This is a genomic window from Bradyrhizobium sp. P2_E8 (assembly GCF_056403875.1).
Window position 1 is genome coordinate 1 of record NZ_JBFUES010000749.1, and the last position, 3,855, is coordinate 3,855.

Annotated in this window: 1 protein-coding gene and 2 pseudogenes; 1 reads left to right on the forward strand and 2 read right to left on the reverse strand. The window is 65.6% G+C overall.

Annotated features, from left to right (window positions below; genetic code table 11):
- Window positions 1-270 (forward strand): annotated as a pseudogene (locus AC1D00_RS31000) (glycosyltransferase family 4 protein); the annotation flags it as partial.
- A 10-nt stretch (window positions 271-280) separates the two neighbouring features.
- Here AC1D00_RS31000 and AC1D00_RS31005 read toward each other — a convergent pair.
- A complete protein-coding gene (locus AC1D00_RS31005) occupies window positions 281-1,858 on the reverse strand; it encodes an MATE family efflux transporter (protein ID WP_477013275.1) in 1,578 nt (525 codons plus the stop codon).
- A 368-nt stretch (window positions 1,859-2,226) separates the two neighbouring features.
- Window positions 2,227-3,855, reverse strand: a pseudogene (locus AC1D00_RS31010) (M10 family metallopeptidase C-terminal domain-containing protein); the annotation flags it as partial.

Below are 3,855 nucleotides of genomic sequence, written 5' to 3' on the forward strand. Positions count from 1 at the left end.
ATGGAGGCCTGGGCGGTCGGCACGCCCGTGATCTATCCCGAGGCCTTCAAGGCGCAGGCCGGCGATGCCGCGCTGCTGTTCGACTATGACGATCCGCGCTCGCTGGCGGACGCGATCGTCGCCCTTCGCACCGACGGCACGCGCGAGCGGCTGCGCGCGGCCGGACAACTGCGGCTCGCGCAGTTTGCCGGGGAGACCGAGGCCGGGCATCGGCAATTCGCCCGCCATCTCGAACGGCTGAAGCACCGGCTGGCGCTGACCGCGCGTTGAATACGACCGGCTAGGCCGGAATCAGCGCCCGCAGGCGCTGGCGCAAGGCCGTACTCAACAGCGGGCTCGCGAGCACGCCCACCACGGCCAACCAGATCGCGCATTCCACGACGAAATGCACGAGCCCGCTCCCCGGCACGAGCGCGGTGATCGCGAGCCCGATCAGCCAGCCCGACGCCACGACGCCGACGGCCAGCAGCATCAGGAAGGTGATGTGCCTGAACGGATGATGCAGGGTCTGCCTCATGACCATCAACGCGAGCAGACCGAACTGGACCAGCATGTCGCTGGCGACCACGGCGAACGCGGCGCCGAGCGGCCCGAGCCGCGGGATCAGGACGAAGGACAGCACCAGGAAGACGACGAGCTGAAGTCCCTTGGTCCGGATCAGAAGCTCGCCGCGATTGCTGTGGTTGGCAAAGCCGAGCGCCAGCAGCGAGGGCGCGACCGCAGCCGAACCGAGCAGCAGCGTCACCGTGAGCGGCGCGTCATAGGGGATGCTGCCATGGGTCCACAGCGCGAAGAAATCGGGCCAGAACGGCAGCAGGCCGGCGACTATCAGGCAGGCAAGGCCGGTCACGAACACCGAGCCATGGGCGTAGAGCCGGCGCAGCCGCTCCTTGTCGCCGATCGCATGGTCGTGGCCGAGTTCGGCGGCAAGCGGCAGCGTGACCTGGAGGCAGAGGCCGCGGACCAGGCTCGCGATCACGCGCGTCAGGCCCCATTGCGCCACCGCGACCCGGTTGGTGACCAGCGCGGACACGAGCAGCACCGGAACGTTGACCAGCGCGAGCTCCGTGAAGTTGGCGACCGCGAAAGGCAGCGCGCGGCCGAACTGCCCGATACTCCAGCGCAGGGACGGCGACACGAATGGCGGCCTGCCGGCACGGCGCAGGAACGGAAACAATCGCGGCGCGTCGAACGCAGCGAGGAAGACCGCGAACAGGAGCTGCATCGACACGAAGGCGATCGCGACCGCGAGCAGGCTGCCGAACGTCGCGAGTGCAGCGAGCTGCGCGATCTGCCCGAGCAGCAGGGCGGCGTTTTGCAGCCAGACCGTCCGGCCATACCGGCCGCGCACGCGATAGAGGCCGGAGACGAGGTTGGCGGGCAGGGTCAGAATCATGCCCAGAATCATCACCAGCATCGCGGCATCGAATGTCGGCGTCGCGTGAAAGCCGAGCACCACCGATGGCGGCGCCAGGACAACGGCCGCGCACAAGAGGACACCGAGCCCCGCGATGACCGCGAGATAGATCCGCAGCAGGGCTGAATAGAAATACGCCGTGCGCCCGTCGCAATCGGCGCAGGACTTGAAGGCGAGAAAGCGGTTGATCGCGCGAAGCTGCAATCCTGCGTCCGCGACGACGACGAGGCTGCCGGCCGCATAGATTGTCAGCCACGCCGCGAGCATGTCGCCGCTCCAGACGTGGAGGAACGCGGGGATCAGCAACAGCTGCTGGGTCAGCCCCAGCACCATCTGGACGAGGTTGGCGGACCAGCCCTGCACCAGCCGGCGGGCGCGGCCGACGCCGGGTCCGCGCGCACCGTCGTCCTTGCCGGGCACGTCAGGTTGCGTGTCGATCAAGCCGCATCCTTCCCGGCAAGCAATCGGCCTCGCTCATCGAGGAGTCCTGGCATCACACGCGCGACAATCGTCATATCCGAGGCCGATCTCACAAAAAGCGCGAAAACAACCCCATGCAAAGTAGACGGATACAGCTTTGTCAATGACTTAGCTGCCGACCCATGTGCCTTACGGATTTTGCGAAGCGATTTGACTCGTCGGGCAAAGCAGGGGGCATTATGCCACCATGGCGGTAGTGCCCGATGTCGCCCCGTCACGCCCTGCCCACCAAGCCAGCCGCAGGCAGTACACTCGCCGCGAAGTGTCCCCATGTCGGAGCTCGCGGCTCGCTGAGGGCATATCAGTTCGGGGCGACGAGATGCGCATCGTCAGGCGAGCAGGATGCCCTGGCTCAGCACGTGGTGGAGAAGGTCAACCGGACTGACATGCGCCGTGGCATCGTGATTCGCCAGCGTCTCGGCGAATGCCGAGACCGAGGGCGTGGCCTGCGCGCCAACCCAATCGGGCATGGGGTCGGGCACATCCGGCGTGCTGGAGGATGACGATCCCCCCTGAACGGAATTGAACACGAATCCGTCGGTCCAAGGCGCTGTGCCAACGGCGCCGTCGCCGTTGAGATCCTGATGAAGCGTTGGCTCCAGCGCCTTCAGCGCTGCATCGCTCCCCAGCATCTCAGGAGCGGAGCCGAGAGTTGCGAGGAAGTTGCCGGTGCTGTCCGTGCTCCAGACCGAATAGTGGCCGGTGCCCGAATGCTTCCAGACCACGTCGTAGCCACCGCCCGTCACCTGCTCGGCGGCAATGACCGTCCACGCTCCCCAATCCGCGGCGATCACCGCATTGCCCGCATATTTCAGGATGGGACCAGTGCCGGTTGCAATGCTGTTCAGGTGGTAATTGCCGCCGGACAGAACCAGGCTGGTCGATCCGAGCGCTTCGATCGTCGTGCTGCTGGTGACGGGGCCGCTGATCGTGCCGTCACCGTTGAGGTCCTGATGAAGCGTCAGCTCCAACGCTTTCAGCGCTGGATCGCTCCCCACCATCTCGGGAGCCGAGCCGAGAGTCGTGAGGAAGTTGCCGTTGCTGTCCGTGCTCCAAACCGAATAATGGCCGCTCGCCGAATCCCTCCAGACGGCATCGTAGCCGCCGCCCGTCACCTGCTCGGCGGCAATGACCGTCCACGATCCCCAATTCGCGGCGATCACCGCATTGCCCGCATATTTCAGGATGGGGCCGGTGTCCGTGGCGATGCTGTTCAGGTGGTAATTGCCGGCGGATAGAACCAGGCTGGTCGATCCAAACGCTTCGATCGTCGTGCCGCTGGTGACGGGGGTGACAACGGGGACATCGATCGTGCCGTCGCCGTTGAGATCCTGATGAAGCGTCGGCTCCAGGGCTTTCAGCGCTGGATCGCTCCCCAGCATCTCCGGAGCCGAGCCGAGAGTCGTGAGGAAGTTGCCGTTGCTGTCCGTGCTCCAGACCGAATAGTGGCCGGTGGCCGAATGCTTCCAGACGACATCGTAGCCGCCGCCCGTCACCTGCTCGGCGGCAATGACSGTCCACGMTCCCCAATTCGCGGCGATCACCGCTGAGCCCGCATATTTCAGGGTAGGTCCGGTGCCGCTAGCGATGCTGTTCAGGTGGTAATTGCCGCCGGACAAAACCAGGCTGGTCGATCCGAGCGCTTCGATCGTCGTGCTGCTGGTGACGGGGACAACGGGGACATCGATCGTGCCGTCGCCGTTCAGATCCTGATGCAGTACCGACTCCAGCGCTTTCAGGGACGGATCGGTCCCCAGCATGTCGGGAGCAGAGCCGAGAGTCGTGACGAAGTTGCCGCCGCTGTCCGTGCTCCAAACCGAATAATGGCCGCTCGACGAATCCCTCCAGACGACATCGTAGCCGCCGCCCGTCACCTGCTCGGCGGCAATGACCGTCCACGATCCCCAATTCGCGGCGATCACCGCATTGCCCGCATATTTCAGGATGGGGCCGGTGTC